19 protein-coding genes and 1 pseudogene are annotated in these 23232 nt (G+C 65.6%); 10 read left to right on the forward strand and 10 right to left on the reverse strand.

The annotated features are described in order from the left end of the window. Nucleotides 1–37: 37 nt before the first annotated feature. The gene (locus P6U28_RS03880; RefSeq protein ID WP_122404787.1) at nucleotides 38–391 is read right to left on the reverse strand and encodes a DUF1236 domain-containing protein; all 354 of its coding nucleotides are present in this window, start codon (nucleotides 389–391) and stop codon (nucleotides 38–40) included. Nucleotides 392–617: 226 nt separating this feature from the next. Here P6U28_RS03880 and P6U28_RS03885 point away from each other — a divergent pair, with 226 nt between their 5' ends. The 3 genes from P6U28_RS03885 (at nucleotide 618) to P6U28_RS03895 (ending at nucleotide 5801) form a co-directional block, all read left to right on the forward strand. Beyond that, nucleotides 618–773, forward strand: a complete 156-nt coding sequence (locus tag P6U28_RS03885) for a DUF3096 domain-containing protein (RefSeq protein ID WP_008562090.1) — start codon at nucleotides 618–620, stop codon at nucleotides 771–773. 96 nt (nucleotides 774–869) lie between these two features. Then, entirely contained in the window at nucleotides 870–3809 is a 2940-nt protein-coding gene (ppdK, locus tag P6U28_RS03890) for a pyruvate, phosphate dikinase (RefSeq protein WP_407121791.1), read from the forward strand. A gap of 543 nt (nucleotides 3810–4352) precedes the next feature. Next, entirely contained in the window at nucleotides 4353–5801 is a 1449-nt protein-coding gene (locus P6U28_RS03895) for a cell wall hydrolase (protein WP_407121792.1), read from the forward strand. Nucleotides 5802–5867: 66 nt separating this feature from the next. Here P6U28_RS03895 and nadC read toward each other — a convergent pair whose 3' ends face one another. From nadC to nadA, 3 genes are all read right to left on the reverse strand, one after another. Beyond that, nucleotides 5868–6746, reverse strand: a complete 879-nt coding sequence (gene nadC / locus P6U28_RS03900; RefSeq protein WP_407121793.1) for a carboxylating nicotinate-nucleotide diphosphorylase — start codon at nucleotides 6744–6746, stop codon at nucleotides 5868–5870. A 9-nt stretch (nucleotides 6747–6755) separates the two neighbouring features. Continuing rightward, nucleotides 6756–8366 (reverse strand): L-aspartate oxidase, encoded by a 1611-nt coding sequence (locus P6U28_RS03905; RefSeq protein WP_407121794.1) that lies wholly within the window; start codon nucleotides 8364–8366, stop codon nucleotides 6756–6758. Nucleotides 8367–8533: 167 nt separating this feature from the next. After that, entirely contained in the window at nucleotides 8534–9640 is a 1107-nt protein-coding gene (gene nadA, locus P6U28_RS03910) for a quinolinate synthase NadA (protein ID WP_407121795.1), read from the reverse strand. A gap of 338 nt (nucleotides 9641–9978) precedes the next feature. On the opposite strand from nadA, the gene P6U28_RS03915 reads away from it, so the two are divergent. The 5 genes and pseudogenes from P6U28_RS03915 to P6U28_RS03935 all read left to right on the forward strand — a co-directional run. Next, nucleotides 9979–11229 (forward strand): MFS transporter, encoded by a 1251-nt coding sequence (locus P6U28_RS03915; protein ID WP_122404781.1) that lies wholly within the window; start codon nucleotides 9979–9981, stop codon nucleotides 11227–11229. A gap of 208 nt (nucleotides 11230–11437) precedes the next feature. Next, nucleotides 11438–12424 carry an MDR family oxidoreductase gene (locus tag P6U28_RS03920; protein WP_122404780.1) on the forward strand — a complete coding sequence of 329 codons (987 nt, stop codon included), beginning with the start codon at nucleotides 11438–11440 and terminating at the stop codon, nucleotides 12422–12424. Between the two features lie 113 nt (nucleotides 12425–12537). Next, a complete protein-coding gene (locus P6U28_RS03925) occupies nucleotides 12538–13137 on the forward strand; it encodes a hypothetical protein (RefSeq protein WP_407121796.1) in 600 nt (199 codons plus the stop codon). A 160-nt stretch (nucleotides 13138–13297) separates the two neighbouring features. Next, a complete protein-coding gene (locus tag P6U28_RS03930; RefSeq protein WP_122404778.1) occupies nucleotides 13298–13543 on the forward strand; it encodes a DUF6894 family protein in 246 nt (81 codons plus the stop codon). A 55-nt stretch (nucleotides 13544–13598) separates the two neighbouring features. Further along, nucleotides 13599–13881 (forward strand): annotated as a pseudogene (locus P6U28_RS03935) (methyl-accepting chemotaxis protein); the annotation flags it as partial. Between the two features lie 37 nt (nucleotides 13882–13918). Here P6U28_RS03935 and P6U28_RS03940 read toward each other — a convergent pair. From P6U28_RS03940 to P6U28_RS03965, 6 genes are all read right to left on the reverse strand, one after another. Continuing rightward, entirely contained in the window at nucleotides 13919–16621 is a 2703-nt protein-coding gene (locus P6U28_RS03940; protein WP_407121797.1) for a DUF2339 domain-containing protein, read from the reverse strand. 51 nt (nucleotides 16622–16672) lie between these two features. Next, on the reverse strand, nucleotides 16673–17641 hold the full coding sequence (locus P6U28_RS03945; protein ID WP_407121798.1) for an NUDIX hydrolase: 969 nt from the start codon (nucleotides 17639–17641) through the stop codon (nucleotides 16673–16675). Nucleotides 17642–17816: 175 nt separating this feature from the next. Further along, entirely contained in the window at nucleotides 17817–18323 is a 507-nt protein-coding gene (locus tag P6U28_RS03950) for a tyrosine phosphatase family protein (RefSeq protein ID WP_122404774.1), read from the reverse strand. Nucleotides 18324–18464: 141 nt separating this feature from the next. Next, complete coding sequence (locus P6U28_RS03955) at nucleotides 18465–19079, reverse strand: YfbR-like 5'-deoxynucleotidase (protein WP_122404773.1); 615 nt, start codon at nucleotides 19077–19079, stop codon at nucleotides 18465–18467. Continuing rightward, complete coding sequence (locus P6U28_RS03960) at nucleotides 19076–19702, reverse strand: DNA-3-methyladenine glycosylase I (protein ID WP_407121799.1); 627 nt, start codon at nucleotides 19700–19702, stop codon at nucleotides 19076–19078. Before P6U28_RS03960 ends, P6U28_RS03955 begins: the two co-directional genes overlap by 4 nt. Continuing rightward, complete coding sequence (locus P6U28_RS03965) at nucleotides 19699–20580, reverse strand: YgfZ/GcvT domain-containing protein (RefSeq protein WP_407121800.1); 882 nt, start codon at nucleotides 20578–20580, stop codon at nucleotides 19699–19701. The genes P6U28_RS03960 and P6U28_RS03965 overlap by 4 nt, the downstream gene beginning before the upstream one ends. A gap of 101 nt (nucleotides 20581–20681) precedes the next feature. Between P6U28_RS03965 and P6U28_RS03970 the strand changes: the two genes are divergently transcribed. Together P6U28_RS03970 and P6U28_RS03975 are read left to right on the forward strand one after the other, a co-directional pair. Next, nucleotides 20682–22016 carry a dihydroorotase gene (locus P6U28_RS03970; protein WP_407121801.1) on the forward strand — a complete coding sequence of 445 codons (1335 nt, stop codon included), beginning with the start codon at nucleotides 20682–20684 and terminating at the stop codon, nucleotides 22014–22016. 242 nt (nucleotides 22017–22258) lie between these two features. After that, nucleotides 22259–23128, forward strand: a complete 870-nt coding sequence (locus P6U28_RS03975) for a sulfurtransferase (RefSeq protein WP_407121802.1) — start codon at nucleotides 22259–22261, stop codon at nucleotides 23126–23128. Nucleotides 23129–23232: the final 104 nt, after the last annotated feature.

Consider the following 23232-nt stretch of genomic DNA (forward strand, 5'->3'; position numbering starts at 1 on the left):
ATGTGACGCGCCGGACATCGAATGGAGCGGCAGCGTTTTAGTCCAGCACCTCGACGATGCGGCGCGAGCGCGGCTCGACCAGCACGGTTTCGCCATTCACGACGGTATAGCGATAGGTCGTGGCGCCGAAGCGTTGCGGCACGTCATAATAGGTGATGCCGCTCTCGGGGAGGATGGCGCCGACCACCACGCGATCCGGAGTGCGGAAGGCTGGCACGCGTTGTTCGATGACGTATTCGCGGAAGGCCGGCCGCTGTTCGACGGCAATCGTCGGGGCGCTGTCGACCACGGCGGGTGCGCGTCCAATGGTGACATCGCTTTGCGCCTGCGCCGCAAGGGGCGAGCCGATCGCGGCCGCGAGCGCTGCAAGAGCAAGAATCCTGTTCCGCATGGATAACTCCTTCGACGTGATTCTGCGGGACGCGCCAGTGGCGCGACTGCTTGCCAATGCGGGCCTTAAGCCAATGTTCCGGGAAAGACCTGCCGCATTCGCGGCAATTTCGGGCAGTTTTCGTGAGTGCCGGGAACTCGCGGCGCGTCTTGCGCATCTCTACTCCCGGAACCTGGCCGGCTATGATCCGCGCGCGATTCGCCTCACCTCCACAGAAAGATTGTTCATGCACATCACCGTCGCCCACATTTCGCCGATCCTGTCGTTGATTGCGGGCGTGCTCATCCTGATCATGCCGCGGCTGCTCAATCTCATTGTCGCGATCTTCCTCATCGTCAACGGCGCGATCGGGCTCGGGCTCCTGAAGTGGCTGCGTTTCTAGGCGTTCACTTTTCGGAACTGTCCGACTTGCGCGGGGGCGCCCAAAATGGTGTAAGGCCCGCGATTTCCCATTCCTCTCGCAGGTTGTGTGCAAGCTATGGCCAAAGCCGCCTCGAAGCCCAAGAAAATCCCAGCGAAAATGCCAGCGAAATCAAAGTCCTCCTCCGTCGCGAAAGCCGCGCCGCCGGCCCGCAAGGCGCTGGCCAAGAGCGCGCCGAAGCCGGTCGCCAAATCTGTTGCCAAGCCCGCTGCTAAGCCGGCGGCAAAGGCCGTGAGGAAGGCGGCTGCGCCGAAGGTCGCTGCGAAGCCTGCACCGAAGAAGGCAGCGCCCGCCAAGGCGGCGCCGGCCGCGGCGAAGACCGGCAAATGGGTCTACACGTTCGGCGACGGCAAGGCCGAGGGCCGCTCGGAGATGCGCGACCTGCTCGGCGGCAAGGGCGCCAACCTCGCCGAGATGGCCAATCTCGGCCTGCCGGTGCCTCCCGGCTTCACCATCCCGACCTCGGTCTGCACCTATTTTTACGAGCACGATAAGACCTATCCGAAGGAGCTGAAGCCGCAGGTTGAGAAGGCGCTGGACTATGTCGGCAAGTTGACCGGCAAGGTGTTCGGCGACACCAAGAACCCGCTGCTCGTCTCGGTGCGTTCCGGCGCGCGCGCCTCGATGCCGGGCATGATGGACACCGTGCTCAATCTCGGCCTCAACGACCAGACCGTGGAAGCGCTGGCGGAATTGTCTGGCGACCGCCGCTTCGCCTATGACAGCTATCGCCGCTTCATCACCATGTATTCCGACGTGGTGCTCGGCTTCGAGCATCATCACTTCGAGGAAATCCTCGATACCTTCAAGGATAGCCAAGGCTACACGCTCGACACCGATCTGTCCGCCGAGGACTGGGTCGAATTGGTCGGTAAGTACAAGGACGCGGTCGCGCGCGAGACCGGCAGGGAATTCCCGCAGGATCCGCACGACCAGCTCTGGGGCGCGATTGGCGCCGTGTTCTCATCCTGGATGAACGCTCGCGCGGTGACCTACCGCAAGCTGCACGACATTCCGGAATCCTGGGGCACCGCGGTCAACGTACAGGCCATGGTGTTCGGCAACATGGGCGAGACGTCGGCGACCGGCGTTGCCTTCACCCGCAATCCCTCGACCGGCGAGAGCAAGCTCTACGGCGAGTTCCTGATCAACGCGCAAGGCGAGGACGTGGTGGCGGGCATCCGCACGCCGCAGGACATCACCGAGGAGGCGCGCAAGGAGTCGGGCTCCGACAAGGCGTCGATGGAATCGGCGATGCCGGAGGCTTTCAAGGAGTTGACGCGGATCTACACGCTGCTCGAGAAGCACTACCGCGACATGCAGGACATGGAGTTCACGGTCGAGCAGGGCAAGCTCTGGATGCTGCAGACCCGCGGCGGCAAGCGTACCGCCAAGGCGGCGCTGCGCATCGCGGTCGAGCTCGCCAATGAGGGCCTGATCTCGAAGAAGGAAGCGGTGACGCGGATCGATCCCGCTTCGCTCGACCAGCTCCTGCATCCGACCATCGATCCCAACGCCAAGCGCGACGTGATCGCGACCGGCTTGCCGGCGTCCCCGGGTGCTGCCTCCGGCGAGATCGTGTTCTCCTCGGACGAGGCCGCCAAGCTTCAAGGCGACGGGCGCAAGGTCATTCTGGTCCGCATCGAGACCAGCCCCGAAGACATCCACGGCATGCATGCCGCCGAAGGCATTTTGACCACCCGCGGCGGCATGACCTCGCACGCGGCGGTGGTCGCGCGCGGCATGGGCAAGCCCTGTGTCTCCGGCTGCGGCACCATCCGTGTCGATTACGGCCGCGGCACCATGAGCATCGGCTCGCGCACCTTCAAGACCGGAGATGTCATCACCATCGACGGCTCGCTCGGCCAGGTGCTCGCCGGCCGGATGCCGATGATCGAGCCGGAGCTGTCCGGCGAATTCGGCACGCTGATGAATTGGGCCGACCAGGTCCGCAAGATCGGCGTCCGCGTCAATGGCGACACGCCTGATGACGCGCGCACCGCGATCAAGTTCGGCGCCGAAGGCATCGGCCTCTGCCGCACCGAGCACATGTTCTTCGAAGAGACGCGCATCCGCACGGTGCGCGAAATGATCCTCTCCGAGGACGAGCAGTCGCGCCGCGCAGCGCTCGCAAAGCTGCTGCCGATGCAGCGCGCCGACTTCGTCGAGCTGTTCGAGATCATGAAGGGCCTGCCCGTCACGATCCGCCTGCTCGACCCGCCGCTGCACGAGTTCCTGCCGCACACCCATGCCGAGGTCGAGGAAGTGGCGCGCGCCATGAACACCGACCCGCGGCGTCTCGCCGACCGCGCCCGCGAGCTCTCGGAGTTCAATCCGATGCTCGGCTTCCGCGGCTGCCGTATCGCGATCGCCTATCCGGAGATCGCCGAGATGCAGGCGCGCGCGATCTTCGAGGCGGCGGTCGAGGCGCAGAAGCGTACCGGCAAGGCCGTCGGCCTCGAGGTGATGGTACCGCTGATCGCGACCAAGGCCGAGCTCGATCTCGTCAAGGCGCGGATCGATGCCACCGCGCAGGCCGTGATGCGCGAAACCAACACCAAGCTGGCCTATCAGGTCGGCACCATGATCGAGCTGCCGCGCGCCTGTCTGCTCGCGGCGGAGATCGCGGAAAGCGCCGAGTTCTTCTCGTTCGGCACCAACGACCTGACGCAGACGACCTACGGCATCAGCCGCGACGACGCGGCGAGCTTCCTCGGTCCGTACGTCGCGAAGGGCATCCTCTCGGTCGATCCCTTCATATCTTTGGATCAGGAAGGCGTCGGCGAGCTCGTCAAGATCGGTGTCGCCCGCGGCCGCAAGACCCGCGCCTCGCTCAAGGTCGGCATCTGCGGCGAGCACGGCGGCGATCCCGCCTCCGTCGCCTTCTGTCACCATATCGGTCTCGACTACGTCTCCTGCTCGCCCTACCGCGTGCCGATCGCCCGCCTCGCCGCGGCGCAAGCCGCGCTCGGGAAGGAGATCGCGAGCCAGGCGTGAGCAACGCACAATCTGAATGCGAGAGAGGCGGGGCCAAAACCCCGCCTCTCTCATTCTACGCAACGCTCTCTCCACACCGTCATTGCGAGGAGCCCTTGCGACGAAGCAATCCAGAATCCCTCGACGAAAAGACTTTGGATTTGCTTCGCTGCGCTCGCAATGACGAGTTCGTGGGACGGCGCCTTTGGGCCTTCACCTCGGCGAAGCCTCGGCGTAGCCGGGTCGCGGGGAATGATACCGGTGATGAGGAAGCGCTTTGCGCGAACGCCAACGCCGGGAACCCATCCCCCGTCCCGTGATGATACGTGCGCGCAAGGGTTCCTTCACCATTCGCGTTGACCAGATGTTTACCGCTTCACGTGGGGTCGCATTTACCAATGCGCCACATCGCCCCGTGAAAACACCTGTCTTCGCTTGCGTGTGCCGCTCGCGCAACGCGGATTAACGCCCCGGCAACCTAAATTGATTACTGACGATAAAGATCGAATTGCACGGATGTACTGAGTTCGATCGGACGAGCGTAAGCGTAGCGTGAGCGTATCGATGTCAGTGTTGCGTAACCATCCGAAGGGCGCGCGGTTCGCGTCCTTCGGTATCGGTCTCTGCATCTTCGCATTGATGCCGAGAGAGACCGGCTATCAGGACATTGCCTCTCTGCTGGCGCGCCAACCCGGCGTCGCCGAGCGTTGGCAGAAGCAGGTGTTCTCCGCGGCGTCCTCGATCCAGCTCGCCACCTACAGCTTTTCGCGCCCCATCGGCACCTCCGCTCCGCAGAGCGCGATGGTTCGGCTCGCGAGCCTCGACGGCCGCGACGTCACCGGCGCGTTCAGCCGCAATCCTGCACTTCAAGCGCCGGCGCGCTACCAGTCGTCCGACTTTCCCAAGGTCGATCGCTCCCTGAAAGGTGATCGCCTCGCAATCGTCACGCCGACGCAATCTCCCGAGACGGTCGCGCCAGCTGCGGCGCCCGCCAAGGAAGATCCCGCGACGTCGAACAGCTCGGTGTTCGGCGCCAAGACCGCGGCATCACCTCGGGCGATGTCGCCGGAATCGGCGGCCGCGCTTGACCCCGAGCTCCAGGAAGCGCTGCGCGCACCGCCGCTGCCGCAATATTCCAACCCGCCGCAGGCCAGCGATGCGGCGCCCGCGTTCGCAGTGCAGCCGCTGGAAGCGCTGAAGCGGGCCACGGCGCCGGTCGCGCCCGCGCGCGATCCCTTCAGCGTCAAGACCTCGAGCCTGTTCTTCGGCAGCTCCTCGCTTGGCGGCAATCTCGAGACCATCGAGAGCTGGCAGCCCGGGGCTGAGCCGCTGATCGTGACTCCCGACCCCGACATGAAGGTGACGGCCTCGTTGACACCGCCGACGGCGGAGATCGCCAAGGACATCGAGAGCGGCGAGAGCGTTGCTCCGAAGGGCGAGGTCAACGTCGACAACCAGCGCAGCAGATCGCCGGCGGAGCGGCTCGCGCTCGACGACAAGTCGCGCGCGAAGGCGGAGAAGTGCCTCGCCGAAGCCGTCTACTTCGAATCCCGCGGCGAGGCCGTGCGCGGCCAGATCGCGGTGGCGCAGGTGGTGATGAACCGCGTGTTCTCCGGCAAATATCCCGAGACCGTGTGCGGCGTGGTCTACCAGAACAAGTACCGCCATTTCGCCTGCCAGTTCACCTTCGCCTGCGACAACAATCCGGACGTGATCCGCGAGCCCGAAATGTGGGAGCGCGCCAAGAAGATCTCGAAGGCGATGCTGGATGGCCAGATCTGGCTGCCCGAGGTCGGCAAGTCGACGCATTACCACGCCTATTGGGTGCGCCCGTCCTGGGTCGCCGAGATGAAGAAGATGTACAAGACCGGCGTGCACACCTTCTATCGGCCGCGCAACTGGGGCGACGGCAGCGAGGAACCAAGCTGGGGCACCCCGGCCCAGACCGCCGCACTCTCGGCCGAACTCGCGCAGGAAGCCAAGAGCTCGGCCGAAATGGGCGAGCGGCGGTAGGCTACGGCCTGCTGCCGCATGCGCAGCTGCGCTCCCATGCTCCGCTTGAGGGGCGTGGCAAACACATCACGCCTCGATGTCCAACGCGCAGTCGAAGTTCGGCGCCGAGTGCGTCAGCGCACCCGCCGATGCGTAATCGACCCCAGTCGCCGCGATGGTCGCGATCGACTCCAGCGTGACGCCGCCGGACGCTTCCAGCTTGAGACGGCCCTCGTTGATCCTGACCGCCTCGCGCAACATCGCAAGGTCCATGTTGTCCAGCAGCACGGCGTCAGCCATTCCAGTGTCCAGCACCTCGCGCAGCTGCGCCAGCGTATCCACCTCGATCTCGATCTTGACGAGGTGGCCGGCGTGAGCGCGGGCGCGCTCCAGCACGGGACGGATACCGCCGGCGACCGCGATGTGGTTGTCCTTGATCAGGATGGCATCGTCGAGCCCGAAGCGATGGTTGAAGCCGCCGCCGCAGCGCACCGCGTATTTCTCCAGCGCGCGCAATCCCGGCGTGGTTTTTCGCGTGCAGCAGATGCGCATCCTGGTGCCTTCGGTGCGTGCGACATAGTCCGCCGTGAGCGTGGCTATGCCAGACAAGCGGCCGACGAAGTTCAGCGCGGTCCGCTCCGCCGTGAGAATGGCGCGCGCGGGACCCGAGATCGTCAGCACATGCTGGCCGCGAGCAACCCGCGCGGCATCGCGGACATCTGCGCGCACCTCGATGTCAGGCGACAGCTTCTGCAAGGTTGCGAGCGCCAGCGGCAGCCCGGCGATCACGCCGGACTGGCGCGCGACGAGGATCGCTTGTGCCCTGGTCGTTTCCGGAATCGTCGCAAGCGAGGTGATGTCGCCGGAGCGGCCGAGGTCCTCGTCGAGCGCGCGCTGGACGGCCGCATCGATCGCGAGCGGAGAGAGAAAGGCATCGGAATTGAGTAGTGAGCTCGGGGTGATCATGGAGTCTCCTCAGGCGATCATGGATTGCGCAATGCGTGGCGGCGAATGCTCGTTCAGGCTCTCCGCGACCTCGCGCGCCGCGGCGAGCGTGGTCATCGTTCTCTGCGCCAGCGCGGAGTTGTCGGCCGGATGATCCGAACGGAAATGTGCACCGCGGCTCTCGTGCCGCGTCCAGGCCGCAGCGGCGACGAGCAGGGCGGATGTCGCCATGTTGCGGACAGCGATGTTTCCGGCTTCGTGCTCGAGCGTGGCGAAGTGGCGCACCGCTTGCGCAAGCCCGTCACGGTCGCGGATCACGCCGACATGCGCGCTCATCATCGTGCGCAGCCGCTTCACCGCTGCAGCATCCAGCGTGCCAGAGCGCGGCGTCACCCATGCCTCTGGTAGGCGGGCGGGCGAGGGCACCGTGCGGCCCGCGATGTCGTCGGCAATGCGGGCGGCATAGACGACGGCTTCGAGCAGCGAATTCGAGGCGAGCCGGTTGGCGCCATGCGCCCCGGTCGAGGACACTTCGCCGGCGGCCCAGAGCCCGTCGATCGAGCTGCGGCCGCGCGCGTCCACGGCGATGCCGCCCATGTGGTAGTGCGCGGCGGGCGCAATCGGAATCGGTTGCGTCGCGGGATCGATGCCGGCTGCGATGCAGCTCGCATGCACGGTCGGAAACTTCGTCGCGAAGCGCGGGCCCAGCGCCTGCCGCGCATCGAGGAAGGCGCCGCGTCCGGCCGCGATCTCGGCGAACACGCCGCGGGCCACGATATCGCGCGGCGCGAGCTCGGCGAGGGGGTGGCGCGCTCTCATGAATCGCTCGCCATTGCCGTCGATCAGCGTCGCGCCTTCACCGCGCAGCGCTTCGGTGGCGAGCGGTGCCGGGTCGCGGCCGACCATGATGGCGGTGGGGTGGAACTGCACGAATTCAGGGTCGGCGATCACGGCGCCGGCGCGCGCTGCGATCGCAAGGCCCGAACCGCCCGCTTCCGGCGGGTTGGTGGTGACGGCGTAGAGATGGCCGAGACCGCCGGTCGCCAGCACGACCGTACGTGAGGCGAGCACGACCGGGGCTGCAGCGGGCTTGCCGGCCTCGCGCAATTGGAGGCCGGTGACCGCGCCGTCCTCGGTCAACAGTGCCTCGGCGACAAAACCTTCCATCAGGTGGATCGAGGGCGTGCGACGCACCGCCTCGCTCAGAACCGCGATGATCGCGGCGCCCGCCCCATCGCCGCGCACATGCACGATGCGACGGGCCGAATGCGCAGCTTCGCGTCCGACGGCAAGCCTGCCGTCGAGATCGCGATCGAACGGCACACCATAGGCGAGAAGATCATGGATGCGCGATGCAGCCTCGCGCGCGATCCCGAGTGCGACGGCTTGATCGACAAGTCCACCGCCGACCGCGATTGTATCGGCGGCGTGCGCCTCCGGCGTATCGCCTTCGGCCACTGCTGCCGCGATGCCGCCTTGTGCCCATGCGGAGGATGCGCCCTGTCCAAGCGGTGCCGCCGAGATCAAGGTCACCGGCCGCGGCGCGAGCTTCAGCGCGCAGAACAGTCCGGCAAGGCCGCCGCCGACGATGACGACGTCGTCGCTGCTGCGGATGAGGTTGTGGATGTTGCTTGTTGCCATGGTTTTCTCCAGTCACTCCGCTGTGGTCCCTGCGAAAGCAGGGGCCGATACCTCGCGCCAGAAGTTGCTGGGCGAAGCTCGTTGTTCTTCGCCAAACATCTTCCTGTGGTTATGGGGCCCGGATCTGCGCGCTTGTCCGCGACCACAGCTGCGTTTGTGGCTGCGTCTCAATTCCTGAGATTGATCATGCGCTCGACCGAGTGCCGCGCGCGTTGTGCAAGCGCGGGATCGATCGTCACCTCCTCGCGAAGCGTCAACAGGCTCTGCAGAATGTTCTCGAGCGTGATGCGCTTCATGTGTGGGCAGAGATTGCAGGGGCGGAGCATCTCGACGTCAGGCAGCTCGGCCCGCACATTGTCGGCCATCGAGCATTCGGTGATCATGACGAGCCGGCGCGGCCGCTTCGCGCGCACCCAGTTGATCATGTGCGCGGTCGAACCGGTGAAGTCGGCTTCCGCCAGCACGTCCGGCGGGCACTCCGGATGCGCGATGATCTGGACGGACGGATCGGCCTCGCGAAAGCTCCGCAGCTCCTCGCCCGTGAAGCGCTCATGCACTTCGCAGGCGCCTTTCCAGGCGATGATCTTCACGTCGGTCTTCGAAGCCACGTAAGTGGCGAGGTATCGGTCGGGCAGGAAAATCACGCTCGGCGCGTTCAGACTCTCGACCACCTGCACCGCGTTCGAGGACGTGCAGCAGATATCGACTTCCGCCTTCACCTCTGCCGAGGTGTTGACGTAGGCAACGACGGGCACGCCGGGAAATTTCTCGCGGAGCAGCCGCACGTCCGCACCGGTGATGCTCGCGGCAAGTGAGCAGCCCGCGCGCGAATCCGGGATCAAGACGGTCTTGTCCGGATTGAGCAGCTTCGAGGTCTCCGCCATGAAGTGCACGCCGCACTGGACGATGACGTCGGCCTTCACCTTGGTGGCTTCGACCGCGAGCTGGAGCGAGTCGCCGCCGATATCGGCGACGCAGTGGAAGATCTCCGGGGCTTGGTAGTTGTGGGCGAGGATGACCGCGCCCCGCGCGCGCTTCAGCTCGTTGATCGCGTGAATCGTCGGTGCCATCAGCGGCCATTCGATCGGCGGGATCACGTGCTTCACGCGGTCGTAGAGCGGCGCGGTGGCGCGTTCGACCGCCGGTGTCCATTCCAGCGAGGGCATCGGCAATGTCGATCCCGCGGGCACGGGCGCCGCGCGGCGGGAGGTGTCGGGCTGGCCCTGCGGCCGGTTGGCAAAGTCGTCGGGGCCGTAAATTCCAGTGATCGGCATTGAAGCCTCCCATGCATGGTTGTTATGCTCATATTGAGAATATAGGGGTCCGAGAAATCCGGCCGAGAGGCCGGTCAAACGTCGTTGGGACCTAATATGCTCAATATGAGTAAATCAAAGATAGCACGCGCCGCCGCGTGCCGCTAGGTCCCGCCGCACACATTCCCGTCAATTCGCGGCCGATGCGCCAGGCGAGGGCGCATTGAAACGCAATGCTCCCGCGTCAGCTCCTCGTGGAATGCAACCGTTTTTGACTTGGGATTTTCATGCAGATGCATTAAACGGGCTCTCCCGCGGCTGCTGAGTTGCGGATTCGCGAATGACAGACGAGGACAACCATGTCGACACAGATCGGCGAGCTCGCTCCGGCCTCACGTTCCTCCAACTGGCGCAGCCCGGCCGTCATCATCCTTTGCGGTTGCGCGATCGGCATGCTCGGCTTCGGACCACGCTCGGCGCTCGGCTTCTTCGTGCAGCCGATGAGCCACGAATTCAGCTGGGGCCGCGACGTGTTTGGCCTCGCCATCGCCGTGCAGAATCTGTTGTGGGGGCTGGGCCAGCCGTTCGCCGGTGCGGTCGCGGATCGCTTCGGCCTGTTCAGGGTGATGTGCGTCGGCGCTTTGCTCTATGCCGGCGGCCTGCTCTTGATGCGCTACTCCTCGACGCCGCTGTCGCTCGACATCGGCGCCGGCGTGATGGTCGGCTTTGGCCTCGCCGGCTGCTCGTTCAATCTCGTGCTGTCGGCGTTCAGCAAGCTCTTGCCGGCCGAGAAGCGCGGCCTTGCGCTCGGTGCCGGCACGGCGGCGGGATCGTTCGGCCAGTTCCTGTTCGCGCCGATCGGCGTTGCGTTGATCGATAATTTCGGCTGGCAGCAGGCGCTCTCCGTATTCGGCTTCCTGATGCTGCTGATCATTCCGCTGTCGCTGGCGCTCTCGACGCCTCCGGTCGCGAATACGGCAAACGCGACGCCGGCGGATGAGCAGACCTTCACCAGGGCGCTGGCCGAAGCCTTCGGCCACCGCTCCTACGTGCTCCTGGTGCTCGGCTTCTTCACCTGTGGCTTCCAGCTCGCCTTCATCACCGTGCATCTGCCGGCCTTTCTGGTCGACCGCGGTGTCTCGACGCAAACCGGCGGCTGGGTGATCGCCGCGATCGGCCTGTTCAACATCATCGGCTCGCTCAGCGTCGGCTATCTGCAAAACTATCTGCCAAAGCGCTACATCCTCTCGGCCATCTACTTCACGCGCGCGCTTGCGACGCTCGCCTTCATCTCGTTCCCGATCACACCGTTCTCGGCAATCGCATTCGGCGCGATTTCCGGCTTGACCTGGCTGTCGACGGTGCCGCCGACCTCCGCGCTGGTGGCGCTGATGTTCGGTACGCGCTGGCTTGCGACGCTCTACGGCTTTGCCTTCGTCAGCCATCAGGTCGGCGGCTTCCTCGGCGTCTGGCTCGGGGGCATCGTGTTCGAGCGCTTCGGTTCCTACACGCCGATCTGGTGGCTCTCGATCCTGTTCGGCGTGCTCTCGGCGCTGATCAACCTTCCGATCGTGGAGAAACCCGTCGCACGGCTAGTTCCGGCGATTTGAAGTTCCTGCAGAGCAAGCCGCGAAATCGTTCAGGAACTTCAAATCGATAACCGGCACTAGGATAATGTGTTTGCTGGCGCTCCTCTTAATTCCGAAGTTCGCTCCCGTGGCGCCGACGAGGTTTGCGAACTTCGGAATTGGAGCGCCAGTTGCGCAGCCGGCCTGATCGGTTAAACAATCCCGACAAACAAAGTCAGGGAGCGTAATCGTGGCCACATTCAAGGCGATCCGGATCGACAAGGCGGACAAGGGCACCACCGCGCAGCTCGCGCAGTTCGACGAAGCCGAACTGATGGAGGGCGACGTCACGGTCCGCGTCGAATGGTCGACGTTGAACTACAAGGATGGCCTTGCACTGACCGGCAAGGCGCCGGTGGTGCGCCGCTTCCCCATGATCGCCGGCATCGACTTTGCGGGCACGGTCGAAGCGTCCTCGCATCCGCAGTGGAAGGCGGGCGACAAGGTCGTCTGCACCGGCTGGGGCATGGGCGAGACCCATCTCGGCGCTTATGCCGAGAAGGCGCGGGTGAAGGGCGACTGGCTGGTCGCCTTGCCGCAGGGCCTGTCGGCGCGCGACGCCATGGCGATCGGCACCGCCGGCTTCACCGCGATGCTCTCGGTGCTGGCGCTGGAGAAGCACGGTCTCTCGCCAAAGAGCGGCCCCGTGGTGGTAACGGGCGCGGCCGGCGGCGTCGGCTCGGTCGCCACCGCCGTGTTGTCCAAGCTGGGCTACCACGTCATCGCCTCGACCGGCCGCGCGGCCGAAGCCGACTACCTCAAGCACCTCGGTGCTGCCGAGGTCATCGACCGCAACGAATTGTCAGCACCGGCAAAACCCCTCGCCAAGGAGCGCTGGGCCGGCGGTGTCGACAGCGTCGGCTCGACCACGCTGGCGAATCTCCTGTCGATGACGAAATACGGTGGCGCGATCGCCGCCTGTGGCCTGGCGGCGGGCATGGACCTGCCGTCCTCTGTCGCGCCTTTCATTTTGCGCGGAGTGTGCCTTCTCGGCATCGATTCCGTGATGTGCCCGCTTCCGCCCAGGAAAGCCGCCTGGCAGCGTTTGGCCTCCGATTTGGATCGAACGAAACTCTCTGAAATCACTCAGGAAATTTCGCTCGACGAGGTCCCCGGATGGGGCGCCAAAATCCTCGCCGGCCAGGTCCGCGGCCGCGTCGTGGTAAAAATTGTCTAACGGCGTTCAGACTTTACCAACCAAGCTGCTTCAATGTTGCCTTGGTTAGTATGGTAAGCAGCGGGTAAAGAGATAAGGCATCGCCCGCTGCGGGGGTTGGTTCGGAGTTGAGCATGCTTGCGCGTATTGTGTTGGGGGCTGTCACGGCGGCAGCGACGTTTGCGCCGGCCATTGCCGGAAGCATGAACGCCGACGAGGCGCGCCGCTTCGTGGCCGGCAAGGTGTTTGCCTTCACCTGTTTCGACGGCACCCGCGGTGCAGGCCGCATCCTCGACGATCTCGGCGCCGCCGGTGCAGTGCAGTTCTCGGGCTCAGGCCCGGTGAAGCATCTCCGACTCCCCGGCAATACCCTCCAAATCCGCGGCCAGAACGTCTGCGCCTCGATCAAGGGCATACCGTTCGAGCCCTGCTTCAACCTGGAAAAGACCGACGAGCGCAGCTTCCGCGGCTCGGTGTCGGGCATGGGCTTCGCCTATTGCGACTTCCATCACCAGGGCGGCAATCAGATGCTGATGGCGCGGGCTGCGGCGCGGCCACGCTCGCTGCGCTCCGCAGAGCACACCGGCTCGGTCGCCGCCTCGAACACCGAAGTCGCCGCGCGCGTCGAGACGCCGCGTGTCGAGAGCAGCCGGCTCGAGCCGGTGAAGTCCGAAGCCAAGTCCGAGCCAGCGAAGAACGAGGGCCCGCTGGAGCTGCGTCGGTCGACCCAGTGAGCTGGCCTGCGCGGAACAATCCGCGCACTTTGTCGTCGAAGACGTCCATCGACGAAGCCGCCGTGCCGTAGTCATACGGACGGCGGCCTTCATGCGTTGGTAGCTCTTCGCGCTTCAGTTTGCGTGCGGCCGGGGGGCGGTCCCACGCAAGGGTTCAACGATGTCGCTCTATTTCTTCCGCATCAGCACCGGCCGCTATTCCGGCGCCGCCGACCTGCCGTACGAGTTCGAGGATCGCGCAGCCGCCTGGACCGAGATGACCGAGGTGTGCGCCAATCTGCTCGGCGGCATCGCGCGCAGCCTGAAGCCGAACGCCGCGTGGTGCATGGAGCTGCTCGACGAGAACAAGAAGCCGGTCTTTCGAATCAGCCTCGTCGGTGAGGCGGTCGGATGCAAGGCATCCTAGATCCGACTTGAAGCTGCAATTTACAACGATGATGAGATCATTCCCTTCGCGCACCGCGGCCGTGGAGGAGCAGGGGGCGGCGACTCAGGAGATCTCTCGCAACATCGAGCACGCCGCGCAAGGCACCTCCGAAGTCTCGGCGAACATCAGCGAAGTCCAGCGCGGCGCTGGCGTGACCGGAGCTGCGTCGGCACAGGTGCACGTCGTCGAGCTCATCAATACCATCGCGGGCCAGACCAACCTCCTCGCGCTGAACGCGACGATCGAGGCGGCGCGCGCAGGCGAAGCCGGCCGCGGCTTTTGCCGTCGTCGCCTCCGAAGTCAAGGCACTGGCCCGAGCAGACCGCGTGAAGAGGTGAGCATCTCGCCTGACGTTTACGATCCCGTCTGCGGAGCCGGCGGTGTGACCTGCCGCCGGAACAGGATGCGTTGGTACAGCCAACCGATCGCGACCAGCACGACGCCGAGGCACATGAACGAAAGCGCACGATAGACGCCGGTCAGCGTCGACATATCGATGACGAAGGCCTTCAGGATCGTCAGCGCAATGACCGCGGCCGATGCCAGCCGCGCCCGTTCCGAATTGACGAGGATGCCGACGCCGAGCAGCACCACGCCGAAAGCGAGCCAGCCGATCGAATAGGTGTATTGCTCGGCACCCGTGGTCGGTCCGGTAGACAGGATCGGGCCGTGATAGAAGCGGCGGATCTCCAGCGTGACATAAGCGAGCGCGAACACGAGCGCGCAGCCAGCAATCGTATTGGCGTAGACCTTGCCACGCTGTTCTACCACGGCATAGGACAGCAGCAGCAGCAGAACCGCCGGCAGCGCGTAGCCGAGCAGCAGCAGATTGAACACCGCGCCGCCGACGTCGGTGCGCCACAGCAGCGGATTTTCAAGGATCAAGAGGCCGAACACGCTGACGAGTCCGGCGATCGCCGTCAGCACGACCGCGCCGACATTGTGCACGATGCTGCGGCTGCGCAGCCGCAGGCGCTCCAGCCCGATCGCCATCGCCAGCGTGACGCAGGCTTGCAGCGCGAACTCGAGCAGCGAGGGCGCCACCGTCATGCGGCCACCGGTCGCAAAGTGCCGGATCTCCATGAAAGCAAGCAGTGCAGTGAACAGGATGGCGGCGGTCTCGACCATGCGCAGCGGCGCATCGTCGGCGCGGCGGCGCAGGAAGATGCTCGCGGCCCAGAACGATGCCGCCGGCAGGCCGTAGCCCCACAGCAGCCAATTGAAGATTGGCGTGGTGCCGACGGCATCGCCGACGATGCGGGGATCGTAGGCGATGCGCGCGGTGACGAGGCCGGCGAAGATGGCGGCGAGCCAGCGCAGGAACGGAATCGGCCGCTGCAACGAGATCCAGGCGGTGCCGAGCGACATCAGCGCCAGTGCGATCGTCAGCCAGCCCTTCTCCAGCGCGAAGGTCAGCGCCAGCGTCATTGCGCCGAGCGTGCCGGTCGCGAACAGGGCCGTGGAGATCGCCATACCCGGGCGGGTCTCGCGGCGCGTGAGCGCTTCGGTCGCCGCGCCGAAGGCAGCGGCGAGCAGTACCGCGAGAATTGCAAACGGGATCGAGCGGTCGAGATGAGCGATACGCGCGTAGAGCGCCACCAGGATCGCAATCGGCGTCGCGACTGCAGATGCGGACCACACGACCGGAATGATCGCCGAGTTCGAGCGGCCTTGCGCCAGGAAACCGGCGATGCCGAAGCCGGCGGCGAAGATCGCGGCCGCCACCAGATGCAGCGTCACCGCGCTGTCGATCGCGGTCGGTCCGATGCCGGGCATGGCGCCGCCCGGCAGCACCAGCATGTCGGGATTGGCGCGCACCGCCCATTCGGCGAACACGATGAAGACGGTCGCCGCGGCGGCGCCGAGGGCGCCCGTGGCCGCTGGCGCACGCCAGGCGACGAACAGCGTGCCCGCGACGAGAAGCGTGAAGGCGATCAGCGCGAGATCCGCATGTGCGCTCGATAGCACGACCAGCATCGCAGCGAACAGATAAGCGCCGAACGCGCCCGACGAGACCGGCTCGATCTCGCCGTCCTCGAAGCTGGGTCCGAACATGAAGCCACACACCACGAGCAGTGCGGCGAGTACGAAGCCCGCGATCACATGGAAGGCGTGTGGCGCGACCTGTAACTCTTCCGTATCGAGACCCGGGAAGATCCAGAGCACAGCGAAGGCAATGGTCGTGACCGCAAGCCAGCGCCAGAGCCGGATGCGGGCGAGACCAAAACTCGCGGCGGTCACAATCGCAAGATAAATATAGAGCGCCCAATAATCCGGCTTGCCGCTGGAGACGAGGATCGGCGTCACGAAGGCGCCGACCACGCCAAGGCCGGCCAGCGCGGGCCCATGCAGCAGCGCTGCGGCCAGCGTGCCCATCGCAACGATGCCGAGCAACACGAAAGCCGTCGCCGGCACGAGCAAGCCGTAGAGCGCGTAGGCCGCGTAGATGGTCGCGAACGCCACTGCCGTGCCGGCTGCGGTGAGGATCGCGGGGATATTGGCGATCGGCAGCGCCTGGACGGTGGAGATGCTCTCCTTGCGCCGCGTCCATTCGCCGGCGCCCAGCAGTGCAGCCGCGAACAGGCCGCCGAGGAGCACGCGCACGCCGGGGCCGAGGAGCCCGGCCTCGATCGAATAGCGCACCATGAAGAAGCCGCCGAGCGCGAGCGCAAGTCCGCCGATCCACACCACCCAGCGGGTGCCGAGGCGTTCCTCGAACCCTGGCGCCGCTTCCGGTACGCGAGGCGGCGCGTCGGCGCCCGTGCCCGGTTCAAGCGGGGGCGGTGATACATCTTCGGTGATGGGCGCAGGCGGTGCCGTTTCGGCTTGCGGCGCAAGCGGCGGCGGCTCAGCGGCTGTGGTCGTCGCGGGCGCTTCAGCCTGCACCTGCGCAGGCATCAGCGGCGGCGGTTGCACAGGCCGCAGCGCGTGAAACTTCTCTTCGAGCAAGTTCAGCCGGCGGCGCAGCTCGGTCGCCTGGCTGGACGCCTTGATCGCGATCAGGAAGGCGATGATCGCAATGATCAGCGCCAAGACGTCGAACGGGCCGTCCAACATGAACCCTCCAGGTAACCGGCGGGCAGGGGCCGGTACCACAAATATCAGGATCTAGCGCCGGGAGCGTACGCGCAAGCCTGGTGCGGGCCGCTCCTGGAGCACCTCGCGGCGGAAGCGGTAGAGCGCCGCCGGCCGTCCGCCCGTCTGTGTCGACATCACCCCGGTCGGTTCGACCAGGGCTTCCATTTCGACCAGGCGGCGGAAATTCTGCTTGTGCAGATGCCGGCCGGAGATCGCCTCCACCGTGTGTTGCAATTCGGTAAGTGTGAATTCAGCTGGCAAAAGTTCAAAGACGACAGGACGATACTTCAGTTTTGCACGCAGCCGAGCGATCGCCGTGGCGAGAATCCGGCGGTGATCGAACCGCATCGAGGTCCCGAGCGGAGGAAGCGACTTGCGCGCTAACGCCGCAGGACGGCCGTCCCGCCGCGCCTCCTCGATCAGCCCGGCCTCGTACAAGAGCTCGTAGCGGTCGAGCACGCGCTCCTCGTCCCAGGGCGCGCCGTCGAGACCGAAATAGAACCTCACGCGGTCCTTCCTCGGCAGCGCGCGTGTCGTCTCCGGCGTCTCCTCCTCGGCCCACTTGGTCAGCGCCGGGATGATGTCGCGGGCGATGATCTCTGACGGCTGCTCGCGCCAGTCTTCCCAGGGGAAGAAGCGGTACCATGGCGCGAAGCTCGCCGCGTTTGCTGCGAGTTCGCCGTCCACGGGGCGCGTCAGCGCGAGATAGCCGATCGACACCATGTGCGCGCCGGTGTCCCCGGCTTCGGCATGACGGCCGCGGTCGCCGAAGGTGTAGAGCTGCTCGACATAGCCGAGCCGCAGGCCCGCCTGTTGCTCGACCCAGGCGCGCAGGCCCATCTCGAAGGTGCGATGGCTCACTGCGTCGAACGGACCGAACGGCAGGCCGGCAAGCCCGTCAGCACCGCGCGCGGTGAGGATCAGCGGCTCGTGATCCTCGATCGCGACGATCGCGGCGGTGAGGCCAATCTCGATCGGCGTCAGCTGCGTGTCGCTCATGCGGTTAGGCTTGCAGGTGTTGCGACGTCATGCCCGGGCTTGTCCCGGGCATCCACGTTCTTCGGGCCGCGGGAAAGCTCGTGGATGGCCGGGACAAGCCCGGCCATGACGATGTGGATGCATCTGCGCATCAGAACGCGCGCAGTTCCGTTGCGGCTGCTATTCGACTCCCGCCTCATTCGAGCTCGATCACGAAGGGGCGTCCCTCCACCATCATCGCAGCGGGGCCCATCTCGTCGAGCGCGCGCAGCATGCGGCCGTTGCGCCCGAGTGCACGATCGGCGAGGCTGACGATGCGCCGGTTGGGTGAGGCGATCGGCGAGGCCGCGCGGATCTTCCTGGCGATCTCGATCTCGTCGCGATTGGGATTGAGCGCGCACACGGCCGCAAACGCGCTCGCGGTGGAGCGGCTGATGCCGGCATAGCAATGCACCACCAGCGGCGCGCTGCGGTCCCAGCCGCGCACGAAGTTCAGCACCTGCTCGATATGCGTCTCCGATGGCGCGATGAAGCCGTCCATCTCCTCGGTGATGTCGTCCATCGACACTTTGAGGTGGTTGGCGGGGAGCACCGACACCGGGCGCGCGACCTGTTCGACATTGGCCATCACGGTCAGCACATGGCTGGCGCCTGTGGTGCGGACAGTCTCGGGAAGCGCGGCGAGGGAACAGACGTGGATCATGGCGGACCTTTTTGCCGGCGATTATAGCGAGCGCTTGTAGAGTGGGCAAAGGCGCATCGCGCCATGCCCACCATGTCGCAGTCGCGCGCATCTAGTTTGGTGGGCACGCTTCCGCTTTGCCCCCTCCAGGAAGGGATGATGCTACGCGAGCACCGCGCCAAAGCGCTCCAGAAACTGCTTCTCGGCCCGCGCCGCGGTCCAGGGCGTGAGATAGTCGCGCCGGACGCTGTCGGGTAGGCCGGGATCCTTGCCGAACAGGCGCCGCGCCTCGCTCTCGCTGAAACCGGCGAGCTCGGTTGCTTCGAGGTAGGCGGCGCCGCGATCGGCAGCCTTGATCGATTGCGTGATCTCCTCCGGCAGCACGGGCGGTAGCCCGAACCGGATATGGATGGCGCCGAGAAGCCGCTTCTCGACCGCCTTGTAATGACCGTCGAGTACGGCCTTGAAGGGCGAGATCATGTCGCCGATCACATATTCGGGCGCATCGTGCAGCAGGGCTGCGAGCCGCACGCGCTGATCGACACGTGGCATCTCGTGCCGCAGCACGGTCTCCACCAGCAACGTGTGCTGCGCGACCGAAAAGATGTGCGCGCCAAGGGTCTGCCCGTTCCAGCGCGCCACCCGCGCCAACCCATGGGCGATGTCGGCGATCTCGATGTCGAGCGGAGAGGGATCGAGCAGATCGAGCCGCCGGCCCGACAGCATGCGCTGCCAGGCGCGGGCCTCCTCGTCGCGCGCCGCTTTCTTCGCCGTCATCTGGCCTTGAGGCGGGGCTTGCGCTGCGTCTTGCCGCAGGTCGCGTGACAGTGGCAGTCGACCAGGTGGTCGTTGACCATGCCGGTCGCCTGCATGAAGGCGTAGACGATGGTCGGGCCGACGAATTTGAAGCCGCGCGAGGTCAGCTCCTTGGAGATCTGCACCGACAGCGGCGTCGAGGCCGGCACGCTTGCACTGGTCTTGAAATGGTTGACCTTGGGCTGTCCGTCCATGAAGTCCCACAGCAGTTTCGAGAAGCCCGGGCCTTTCTCCATGATGTCGAGATACGACTTCGCGCTCAGGATCGCGCCTTCGATCTTGGCCTTGTTGCGCACGATGCCGGCATCGTTCATCAGTGCGTGAATCTTCTTGGAGTTGTAACGCGCGATCTTCTCCGGCTGGAAATCGTCGAAGGCTTTGCGGAAATTGTCGCGCTTGCGCAGGATCGTGATCCAGGACAGGCCGGCCTGGAAGCCGTCGAGGATCAGCTTCTCGTACAGCGCGCGATCGTCATATTCCGGCACGCCCCATTCGGTGTCGTGATAGGCGACATAAAGCGGATCTTCGCCCGGCCAGGGGCAGCGGGTCAGACCATCCGGATGCAGACGGGGAGCGCGGCTCATGCGATGGGCTGCTTGGCTGGAATTCGAACGGTGTCCGGTTCAGCGAGCGTCAAACTCAGCCCCCCAGCGGTGAGCGGCTGACCCGCGTCGAGCGCATCGGCAACGCGGTCGATCCGCACCAAGGCAATGCCCTTGCCGCCGGCCGTCGAGCCGATCGTGCCGACAGGCTTGTCGCCGGCGAGAATGGTCGCGCCGATTTCGGGTGAAGGACCGTCGAGCAGCACCTTGACGCTGCGGGTGCGCGCGGTGCCGCGATGCTGCATCCGCGAGACGACCTCCTGGCCGACATAGCAGCCCTTGTCGAAATCGACGCCGGCGAGTCGATCCATGTTGGTCTCGTGCGGGAACGCATCGCTATACATGAAATCGAGCCCGCCGCGCGGCACGCCGAGCGCGATACGGTGCGCCTCGTATTCGGCCCCATCGACCAGCGCGGCGCCGATGAGGTCGGACAGCTTCTGCTTGAGATGTTCCGGGATCAGAATGCGGGTGCCGAGCCCGTCGTTCCGTGGATCGACGAAGGCAAGATCGGGCTGGATCGCGGGGCGGCCGTCCCAGGCCGCGAGCACACCGAGATCGTCGGAAAGGTTGTCCACCGTGACCTTGGCGCGCAACTTGTAGAATTTGAGCTTGGTGGCGAGGGTGTCCGCCAGCGCTTTCGGGCAGTCGATCAGGAACCCGCCGCCGTGACCGGCGGGCGCCTCCGTGATCAGGAAGTCAACGATGATCTTGCCCTGCGGCGTCAGCAGCGCGCCGAATCGCCCCAGGCCGGGCTTCAGCCTGTCGACGTCGGTCGTGACCAGGCCGTTGAGGAAGTTGCGCGCATCCTCGCCCGCGACCTTGACCACGCCCCGGTCGGGAAGAAACGCCGATTTCATGCGAAAATCTCTTGCGACATGTTGCTCCGGAACGTAAGCCCGCAACGCATAAACGACAAGACCTCGAGCCCTGCGCTTGGGGATGAGAGAGGCCTTCAGCCATGAGCCAGCGTTTCGATGTGATTCTCAAGGGCGGCACCGTGGTCAACCAGGACGGCGAGGGTGTTCGCGACATCGGAATCGCGGGCGGTCGCATCGCCGAGCTGGGCCCGCTGTCGCAAGGCTCAGCCGCCGAGGTGATCGACTGCAAGGGCCTGCACATCCTGCCCGGTGTGATGGACACGCAGGTGCATTTCCGCGAGCCCGGGCTGACGCACAAGGAAGACCTCGAGACCGGCTCGCGCAGCGCCGTGCTGGGCGGCGTCACCGCGGTGTTCGAAATGCCGAACACCGCGCCGCTGACGGTGACGGAGGCCGAATTCACCGACAAGGTGAAGCGGGCCCATCACCGCATGCATTGCGATTTCGCCTTCTTCATCGGCGGCACCCGCGAGAACGTGCAGGACCTGCCGGTGCTCGAGCGCGCACCGGGCTGCGCCGGCGTCAAGGTCTTCATCGGCTCGTCCACCGGCGCGCTGCTGGTCGAGGACGACGAGAGCCTGCGCCGCATCTTCCAGGTGATCCGCCGCCGTGCCGCCTTCCACGCCGAGGACGAGTACCGCCTCAACGAGCGCAAATCGCAGCGCATCGAGGGCGATGCCCGTTCGCATCCGGTCTGGCGCGACGAGACCGCGGCGTTGATGGCGACGCAGCGCCTGGTCAAGCTCGCGCACGAGACGGGCAAGCGCATCCACGTGCTGCACATCTCGACCAAGGAAGAGATCGAGTTCCTGCGCGACCACAAGGACGTCGCCTCCTGCGAGGCGACGCCACACCATCTTACGCTGGTCGCGCCCGAATGCTACGAGCGGCTCGGTACGCTCGCGCAGATGAACCCGCCGGTACGTGGGGCCGATCATCGCGCCGGCATCTGGCGCGGCATCGAGCAGGGCATCATCGATGTGCTCGGCTCCGACCATGCCCCGCATACGCTGGAAGAGAAGCAGAAGACCTATCCGGCCTCGCCTTCGGGCATGACCGGCGTGCAGACGCTGGTGCCGATCATGCTCGATCACGTCAACGCCGGACGCCTGTCGCTGGCAAGATTCGTCGATCTCACCAGCGCCGGTCCGGCACGCCTCTACAACATGGCCTGCAAGGGCCGCATCGCTGCCGGCTACGATGCCGACTTCACCATCGTCGACCTGAAGCGCAGCGAGACCATCACCAACGAATGGGTCGCGTCCAAAGCCGGCTGGACTCCCTATGACGGCGTCCGCGTCACGGGCTGGCCCGTCGGCACCTTCATCCGCGGCCGCCGCGTGATGTGGCACGGCGAGCTGGTGACGCCCTCGCAGGGCGAGGCGGTGCGGTTCCTGGAGACGCTGAAGCAGTAAGCTTCTGGCGGGGGACGACGCACTATCCCGTCATTGCGAGGAGCCCTTGCGACGAAGCAATCCAGAAACCCGCCGCGGAAAGATTCTGGATGCTTCGCTGCGCTCGCAATGACGAGGGGAGAGACCCGTAGCCCGCACGAGCGCAGCGATATGCGGGACGTCGCCTTGACGTGATTCTACTTGAGACGTCCCCGAGTTTCGCTACGCTCACCCGGGCTACGGCTTTGTAACGCGAGGCGACAATGTCCCAGCCAGCCGCCCTCATCACCACCGAGCAACTCGCCGCGATGCTCGACGATCCCGATCTCCGCCTCTACGACTGCACGACGTACAACGAACCAGTCCCGCCGGGCAGCGACGTGCCCTATCGTGCGGTGCCCGGCGACAAGACGTTCGCGGCTGGCCACATCCCCGGCGCCGATTTCCTCGACCTGCAAGGTGAGTTCTCCGACACCTCGTCGCGACACTTCTTCATGATGCCCGATGTGGCCCAGCTGGAGGCTGCCTTCGGCCGCCATGGCCTCGATGCGGACAAGACCATCGTGCTCTACAGCATCGGGACCATGATGTGGGCGACGCGGTTCTGGTGGATGCTGCGCTCGCTCGGCGTCGATGCCCGTGTGCTCGACGGAGGCTTCGATAAATGGAAGGAGGAGGGGCGGCCGATTGAGACGGGCGCACCGAGGGGCTATCCAGCCACGACCTTCAAGGCCGCGCCGCGCGTGGGCTTTTTCGTCGACAGGAATGTCGTGAAGGGGCGGATCGGCGATCCCTCGACAGTCATCGTCAACGCGCTCGGGCCCCAGTTTCATCGCGGCCTCGAGCCGAGCCGCTACGGCCGGCCGGGCCGCGTTCCCGGCAGCGTCAACGTTCCTGCAGCCATGCTCGTGAATGCCGACAAGACGCTGACGAGCCTTGCAGATGCGCAAGCGAAGTTCGCGGCCCGGGGCATCACGCGCGACAAGACCGTGATTCTCTATTGCGGAGGCGGCATCTCGGCCACGATCGACCTCTTCTTGCTGACGCAACTCGGCTACGACAAGCTGACGCTGTACGATGCCTCGATGGGCGAATGGGCAAGGGACCCAGCGCTGCCGATCGAGACGGATTGAGGGGGCGGCTCTTGGCCTCCGGGTAAGAGCCACGAGTAAACAAAATCGGGAACCTTTCCCCTGGGCCTGCATCCAATGGCCGGAACCAATGGAGACGAGGAAAC

Origin of the sequence: Bradyrhizobium sp. STM 3561, from assembly GCF_045571455.1 — a bacterium.
GTDB lineage: Bacteria > Pseudomonadota > Alphaproteobacteria > Rhizobiales > Xanthobacteraceae > Bradyrhizobium > Bradyrhizobium vignae.

Coding starts and splice junctions, on each gene's coding strand:
- nadC (WP_407121793.1), bottom strand. CDS start 6,746: ATGATCACCCCGAGCTCACTACTCAATTCCGATGCCTTTCTCTCTCCG.
- P6U28_RS03885 (WP_008562090.1), top strand. CDS start 618: ATGCACATCACCGTCGCCCACATTTCGCCGATCCTGTCGTTGATTGCG.
- P6U28_RS03895 (WP_407121792.1), top strand. CDS start 4,353: ATGTCAGTGTTGCGTAACCATCCGAAGGGCGCGCGGTTCGCGTCCTTC.
- ppdK (WP_407121791.1), top strand. CDS start 870: ATGGCCAAAGCCGCCTCGAAGCCCAAGAAAATCCCAGCGAAAATGCCA.
- P6U28_RS03930 (WP_122404778.1), top strand. CDS start 13,298: ATGTCGCTCTATTTCTTCCGCATCAGCACCGGCCGCTATTCCGGCGCC.
- P6U28_RS03915 (WP_122404781.1), top strand. CDS start 9,979: ATGTCGACACAGATCGGCGAGCTCGCTCCGGCCTCACGTTCCTCCAAC.
- P6U28_RS03960 (WP_407121799.1), bottom strand. CDS start 19,702: ATGAGCCGCGCTCCCCGTCTGCATCCGGATGGTCTGACCCGCTGCCCC.
- P6U28_RS03880 (WP_122404787.1), bottom strand. CDS start 391: ATGCGGAACAGGATTCTTGCTCTTGCAGCGCTCGCGGCCGCGATCGGC.
- P6U28_RS03965 (WP_407121800.1), bottom strand. CDS start 20,580: ATGAAATCGGCGTTTCTTCCCGACCGGGGCGTGGTCAAGGTCGCGGGC.
- P6U28_RS03950 (WP_122404774.1), bottom strand. CDS start 18,323: ATGATCCACGTCTGTTCCCTCGCCGCGCTTCCCGAGACTGTCCGCACC.
- P6U28_RS03945 (WP_407121798.1), bottom strand. CDS start 17,641: ATGAGCGACACGCAGCTGACGCCGATCGAGATTGGCCTCACCGCCGCG.
- P6U28_RS03975 (WP_407121802.1), top strand. CDS start 22,259: ATGTCCCAGCCAGCCGCCCTCATCACCACCGAGCAACTCGCCGCGATG.
- P6U28_RS03970 (WP_407121801.1), top strand. CDS start 20,682: ATGAGCCAGCGTTTCGATGTGATTCTCAAGGGCGGCACCGTGGTCAAC.
- P6U28_RS03940 (WP_407121797.1), bottom strand. CDS start 16,621: ATGTTGGACGGCCCGTTCGACGTCTTGGCGCTGATCATTGCGATCATC.
- nadA (WP_407121795.1), bottom strand. CDS start 9,640: ATGCCGATCACTGGAATTTACGGCCCCGACGACTTTGCCAACCGGCCG.
- P6U28_RS03955 (WP_122404773.1), bottom strand. CDS start 19,079: ATGACGGCGAAGAAAGCGGCGCGCGACGAGGAGGCCCGCGCCTGGCAG.
- P6U28_RS03905 (WP_407121794.1), bottom strand. CDS start 8,366: ATGGCAACAAGCAACATCCACAACCTCATCCGCAGCAGCGACGACGTC.
- P6U28_RS03925 (WP_407121796.1), top strand. CDS start 12,538: ATGCTTGCGCGTATTGTGTTGGGGGCTGTCACGGCGGCAGCGACGTTT.